Genomic DNA, 6144 nt, shown 5'->3' on the forward strand with positions numbered 1-6144 from the left:
CTATCTCATATTCTGCTTCAGAATGCCCGTAAGGCGCTCAGCAATCGCAGAGAGGGACTTGCTCTCCCCAAACTCGAACAGAACTCGCAGCAAGGTGCGCTGGCTTGCGACCTCCACGAACTGAAATGAGGCGATCATCACGAAAGGCTTATTGTCGTCCAGTGTGGTCACGACCATAGTCCCTATGATTATCGAATCGGCACCCACCGCTTTGCCGATCTGTATGGCGTTTACCGTCTGTGTGGACTTCTCCTTCTCTTTTTGCTGTAAGTAATCGCCTACGGCGCTTTCGACTTTCTCGCGACTTACAACGGATTTCCCCATATTCGCCAAATGGATGGCAATCGCGTCCTCCATCGCCATTGGCAGCAATCGGTCGGCACCGTTTACGAAGAGGGCGAACGTCCGCAGCATTCTGAGCTTCTCACCAGCATCGTTAGACGCCGCAACAATGGTCGATTCGCGACCACTCTCTTGGCCAACCGCACGTGCGCACCATAGGCCGGTGCAAGCCAACACCAGCAGAACCACACCAATCCTTCTCATAGCTATCATTCCCCCTTAGTTGGCTTTCACTGGAAATCGAGCAACTCAGCTTCTCCCGCAATTGTCTGGGCAGACGCTCATTAGTATCGGGTCCGGATGCGCGGGGGTGGTGGGATGTATATCCGTGGAGGCGGGGTGTAGTATGTCCGCGGCATATAGTACCGGAAGGTCGGATAGTTCACACGCAGGGGGTGTATGTAGTATGTCTGTGGTATGTTGATCTGTTGGGGTATCTCTATCCGTGGAGGCAATTTCATCAGCTGCACCGGCATGTAAGTCTGTGACACCCATTTGCTCCAATTCCGGTTCGCCCCAGGATCACCCAACCGCATAAGGCGAACTTGATCGATCAATGTGGTGTCATGACGAAACTGAACAAATGCGCGGGGCTGGCTAGTTTGAGCGAGGGACGGCCTATTCTCAAACGTCGTGCGCCGGCGATAATAACGGTTCTGGCCCTGGAATATGGCCAGGTCCCTCGTTGGGCTCCGGTATTCAAGCTGCTGAAGCTGGAATCGACTCGTGAATAAACGCTGCCGACGCAGAGAGTCTCCCATATCGACCGTCCGGTCCTTCCCCCATTTTTGCCACTTGTAGTCTTCCCACCTGTAGTAGGGGGGATCAATGAATCCTGATAAACCGCTCACCACGACGCTTCTGGAGCCTGGCTTGACCCTCGACGCTAGGGACGACGACACGAACACCGGCGGTTGCTCTGCGTCCTCTTCATTCATGAGCCTCCACTCGGCGATCCCCTTACTCGTTTGTGAGACGGCTTCACGGTCGAAGCCCACACCGCCAGCGAGCGAGGCGACAAAGATAAGAGAGATACTCAATAGGCAGATTCGTGCCCCCATCGAGTCGTTCATGGTTGGCCTCCCGTTCTTCTTTTCCATTTGGGTTCTGAAAGCAATTCCTCGATTCGCTCGATTCTCGCATCGAGCCCCGGTTCCGCGTTCAAGAAACTCGAGGTAGAACCGGAGGAGTCTATCCCGAGCCTTCTCTTCGTAACAAGCAATCGCTTTAGAAGGCTGAGCATTGCCGGAGGAGCATACCCGGCTTTCATCATGTATTCCAGCGCAAAAGCATCCGCCGCCAGTTCTTGCTCCTTCCCGCATTTGTTTTTTTTCCGCTCTGGTGTGCGCGCAAGCTCAATCTGGTGACCAGCTATGATATGGTGCACTTCGTGGGCCACCACGGCTGCGAGCTCATCTTCCGTCCTGGCGAAATCCAGCAGCCCGGTGTTCACGTAAACGAACCCACCAGCCGCCGAGTTGGCGCCAATTAGTGGCGAATTGACGATACGGAAAGTGTAGGCAATCTCCGGTCCGCCGGCGGCTCGGACGATTCTGTCTCCTATCTCATTGATCCGCTTCTGCAACGCTTCATCGAACAAGATTGTCTCGACAGCAATCACCTGCTTATCGACATAGCGGCCGAACTTTGTCTCCTCTTGCTTTATTGTCCTGGCATTTAGTGGAGATGCTATAAGAAGTAGAAACAATCCCCAAACGACCAGCCTTGGCCTCATAGCACAATACCTTAACGCGCAGAATGAAGGCAGTCAGATTAGCGCTTACTTAAATGAAAATAGAGACAATAATATGCCGGAGGTTACACCTTGTGTCAACGCAAATCTTCGGAGGAGTCTCCCGACTGGTTAATCGGGTCAAAAGGGGAAAAGGCGAAAGGGATTCGGCCATTCCCGCTCTGAAAGCTCGATTCTCATCAGCTATGCCGATGTAATAGCTGCTATTCTCATCGTCCCAATCCCAGTTCTTGCCGTTGCAGTTCAAAACACCCATAAAGAGGCGGGGCGGATTCGGGGGTTTGGCGCCGGACCCGCCGCTATAAAGGCCGTTTCAGACGCATAATACCCTCCTTTGAATGAAGCACTATTATTAGCAGATTTGAGTATAACACATTCGTCAAGTGGATTGCAACAGCGTTCTCGGAGGGAACTTACCTCGGGACGGTTCACTGATTTTGCGGCTGGACATAACCGAATGAGGTGGTATTTTCCCATGACTTGTAGCGACAAAGAGAGGCGGACGGGTCCCTCGATGGAGTGCAAGCCATCGCGGAAGTTTGTCTGCGGTGGCGTTGATAACGGCTTCTGACTGGAGGTTAAAATGCCGAGAACAGACTTTTTGTTTACTTCAGAATCGGTTACGGAGGGCCATCCGGATAAGATGGCGGACCAGATATCTGACGCGATTCTGGATGCGGTCTTCGCGTGTGATCCGATGGGGCGAGTTGCGTGTGAGACGTTTTTGACGACAGGGCTCGCGTTGGTCGCGGGCGAGATCACGACGGACTGCTACGCTGATATTCCGTTGATCGTTCGTGATACGATCAAGGACATCGGATACACACATGCGAAGTATGGTTTCGACTATCAGACGTGCGCAGTTTTGACTTCGATACACCCCCAATCGCCGGATATCGCGTTGGGCGTCAACCCTGGCGGCGCTGGAGACCAGGGGCTGATGTTTGGGTATGCGACGAACGAGACCGAGGAGCTGATGCCGATGCCGATCATGCTGGCGCACAAGCTGGCGATGAGGCTGGCGGAGGCTCGCAAGAAGCGCATAATCGATTACCTGCGGCCAGATGGCAAAAGCCAGGTAACCGTAAGGTATAAGAACAACACGCCTGTCGAGGTTCATACTGTCGTGATATCAACGCAGCACGGTCCTGAGGTGAACATCAAGGACGTTACGGAGGACGTGGTTGAGCAGGTTATTGAGCCTGTTATTGCTCCCGAGTTGAGGAAGAACACTAAGTACTATGTCAATCCGACGGGGAGGTTCGTCATGGGGGGGCCGTCGGCAGACACGGGTCTTACGGGAAGGAAGATCATTGTTGACACGTATGGCGGCGTTGGCAGCCACGGAGGCGGGGCGTTCTCAGGGAAGGACCCGTCGAAGGTCGACCGGTCGGGGTCATATATGGCGAGATACATTGCGAAGAACATCGTGGCGGCTGGGTTGGCGAAGAAGTGCGAGGTTCAGATAGCTTATGCGATAGGCGTTGCCGAGCCGGTGTCCATCATGGTCGATGTGTTTCAGACGGGCAAGGTCTCGTATGCAACGCTCAAGAAGGCTGTTCGGGAGGTTTTCGATCTCACTCCGAATGGGATGATCGAGATGCTCGATTTGCGAAGGCCCATATACACGAAAACAGCCGCATACGGACATTTTGGCCGTAGTGATCCGGACTTCACGTGGGAGAAAACTGATAAAGTTGACGATCTTCTCACCGCTTGCAAGGTAAAATAGCACCACAACTGAACGCATTTTGGAGGATTACTTGATGAACTATGACATAAAGGACATTGCGCTGGCCGAGGCGGGTAAGCTTCGCATCGATTGGGCGCGGATGAAGATGCCGGTGCTGGATGTGATCATGGCTCGCTTCGAGAAGGAGAGGCCTTTGGAGGGGGTCACGATCGGCGCCTGCCTGCACGTAACGACCGAGACCGCGAACCTGATGCAGGTTCTGAAGGCGGGCGGCGCGACGGTTGGGCTTTGCGCCTCGAACCCACTGAGCACGCAGGACGACGTTACTGCGTCGATCGTTAAGCACCTTGGGATGTCAGTGTTTGCTCTTCACGGTGAGGACAAGCAAACCTACTACAAGCACATCCACAGCGTTCTCGATATGAGGCCGGTCATAACGATCGACGACGGCGCGGACCTTGTTTCCATACTTCACAAGGATCGTCAGGAGCTTCTTCCGAACATCATTGGCGGGATGGAGGAGACCACGACGGGGGTCATCCGGCTCAGAAGCTTGGCCAAGAATGGTGCGCTGAAGGTCCCCATGATCGCGGTCAACGACGCGGACACGAAGCATCTGTTTGACAACAGGTATGGCACCGGCCAGAGCACAATGGACGGCATAATGAGAGCAACCAATCGCCTGTTTGCGGGAACCGATTTCGTGATATGTGGTTATGGTTGGTGCGGACGAGGTGCGGCGATGCGTGCAAAGGGCCTGGGCGCCCGGGTGATCGTTACCGAGGTGGACCCGGTCAAGGCTCTTGAGGCTGCGATGGACGGTTTCAGGGTTATGCCGATGGCCGAGGCAGCGAAGTTTGGGGACTTCTTTTTGACCGCGACTGGCGACATCAAGGTCATACGAGGCGAGCATTTCGAGACCATGAAGGATGGAGCGATTGTCTGCAACACAGGCCATTTCAATGTCGAGATCGACCTCGAGGCTCTCGCCGAGATGGCGACTGAGAGGAGATGCATTCGGCGATCGGTTGAGGAGTTCAAGTTGGAGGATGGGCGGCGGATATATCTTCTCGCTGATGGTAGGCTTGTGAACCTCTCTGCTGCCGAGGGGCACCCCTCTTCTGTCATGGACATGAGCTTTGCCGACCAGGCGCTTTGTGCGGAATATCTGGTGAAAAACAAGGGCAACATGTCGATCGAGGTTCATGAGGTTCCCAAAGAGATCGATGAGATGGTTGCATCAACAAAGCTTGCCACAATGGGAATCTCAATAGATACTCTTACTGAAGAGCAGCAGGCCTATCTTGCAGCGTGGGAGATGGGAACTTAGTCAGTATGTATATTCTGAGCGCTAGAGTTTTTGAAGTGGGGCAGTATGTCTAGCAAGTCGCTTGTAATCGTCGAGTCACCAGCAAAGGCCAAAACCATAAACCGCTATTTGGGCGAGGGGTTCATCGTCAAGTCGTCCGCAGGACACGTTAAGGACCTGCCTCGGAGGCGGCTGGGCGTTGACGTCAACAACGGTTTCACTCCCGAGTATGAAGTAGTGAAGGACAAGGTCCCGATAATCAGGGACCTTCGGTCGTTGTCCAAGAAAGCGGACAAGGTCTATCTTGCGGCTGACCCGGACCGGGAGGGCGAGGCGATCTGTTGGCACTTATATCAGGAGCTTGAGTGCGAGGATGAGCGAGTGTTCCGTGTGCTGTTCACGGAGATCACAAAGAGCGGGATCGAGCGGGGGATGTCCGAGCCCAGATCGATCGACATCAACAAAGTGAATGCTCAGCAGGCGCGTCGGGTGCTCGATAGGCTTGTTGGCTACCAGATCAGCCCACTTTTGAGCCAGAAAGTTCGTCAGGGTCTTTCGGCGGGCAGAGTGCAGTCGGTGGCATTGAGGATGATCTGCGAGAGGGAAAAGGCTATCACGGACTTCACTCCGGAGGAATACTGGATCATACAGGCTGTTTTCCGGACCAAGAGTGGACGGGAGCTCAAGGCCGAACTGGTCAAGATCGGAAACAAGGTCGCCAAAATCCCAGACGCCCATTTGGCGCTGGAAATCTACAACAAGATCATGAAGAGCGGGATGGCTATTGTATCCGGGCTTAAGAAAACGGAGAAAAAACAGACGCCACCCCCGCCGCTTATCACTAGCACGTTGCAGCAATCCGCATCGTCTGACCTGCGGCTCTCAGCGAGGCTGACGATGAGCCTTGCCCAGAGTCTTTATGAGGGTGTGGACCTGGAGGATGTGGGGTTGGTGGGCTTGATCACGTACATGAGGACCGATTCGACCAGGGTTGCCAGCTCGGCGCTTTCGAGTGTTCGGCACTTGATTGGTGAGATGTTCGGCAAG

The 6144-nt window shown here is 54.2% G+C and carries 6 protein-coding genes; 3 read left to right on the forward strand and 3 right to left on the reverse strand.

Features of this window, described 5'->3' with window-relative positions:
- The 3 genes from VM163_07470 to VM163_07480 all read right to left on the reverse strand — a co-directional run bounded on the left by VM163_07470 (position 1) and on the right by VM163_07480 (position 2077).
- Positions 1-546: a hypothetical protein gene (locus VM163_07470; GenBank protein ID HUT03712.1), complete on the reverse strand. Its 546-nt coding sequence runs from the start codon at positions 544-546 to the stop codon at positions 1-3.
- 80 nt (positions 547-626) lie between these two features.
- Positions 627-1415, reverse strand: a complete 789-nt coding sequence (locus tag VM163_07475; GenBank protein ID HUT03713.1) for a hypothetical protein — start codon at positions 1413-1415, stop codon at positions 627-629.
- On the reverse strand, positions 1412-2077 hold the full coding sequence (locus VM163_07480; protein HUT03714.1) for a M48 family metalloprotease: 666 nt from the start codon (positions 2075-2077) through the stop codon (positions 1412-1414). Before VM163_07480 ends, VM163_07475 begins: the two co-directional genes overlap by 4 nt.
- 601 nt (positions 2078-2678) lie before the next feature.
- On the opposite strand from VM163_07480, the gene metK reads away from it, so the two are divergent.
- From metK to VM163_07495, 3 genes are all read left to right on the forward strand, one after another.
- A complete protein-coding gene (metK, locus tag VM163_07485; GenBank protein ID HUT03715.1) occupies positions 2679-3827 on the forward strand; it encodes a methionine adenosyltransferase in 1149 nt (382 codons plus the stop codon).
- A gap of 34 nt (positions 3828-3861) precedes the next feature.
- Positions 3862-5118 (forward strand): adenosylhomocysteinase, encoded by a 1257-nt coding sequence (locus VM163_07490; GenBank protein ID HUT03716.1) that lies wholly within the window; start codon positions 3862-3864, stop codon positions 5116-5118.
- A 45-nt stretch (positions 5119-5163) separates the two neighbouring features.
- Positions 5164-6144 (forward strand): DNA topoisomerase (locus VM163_07495; protein HUT03717.1); only part of this gene is annotated, 981 nt, incomplete at its 3' end.

Source organism: bacterium, assembly GCA_035527515.1.
Classification (GTDB): Bacteria; B130-G9; B130-G9; order B130-G9; family B130-G9; genus B130-G9.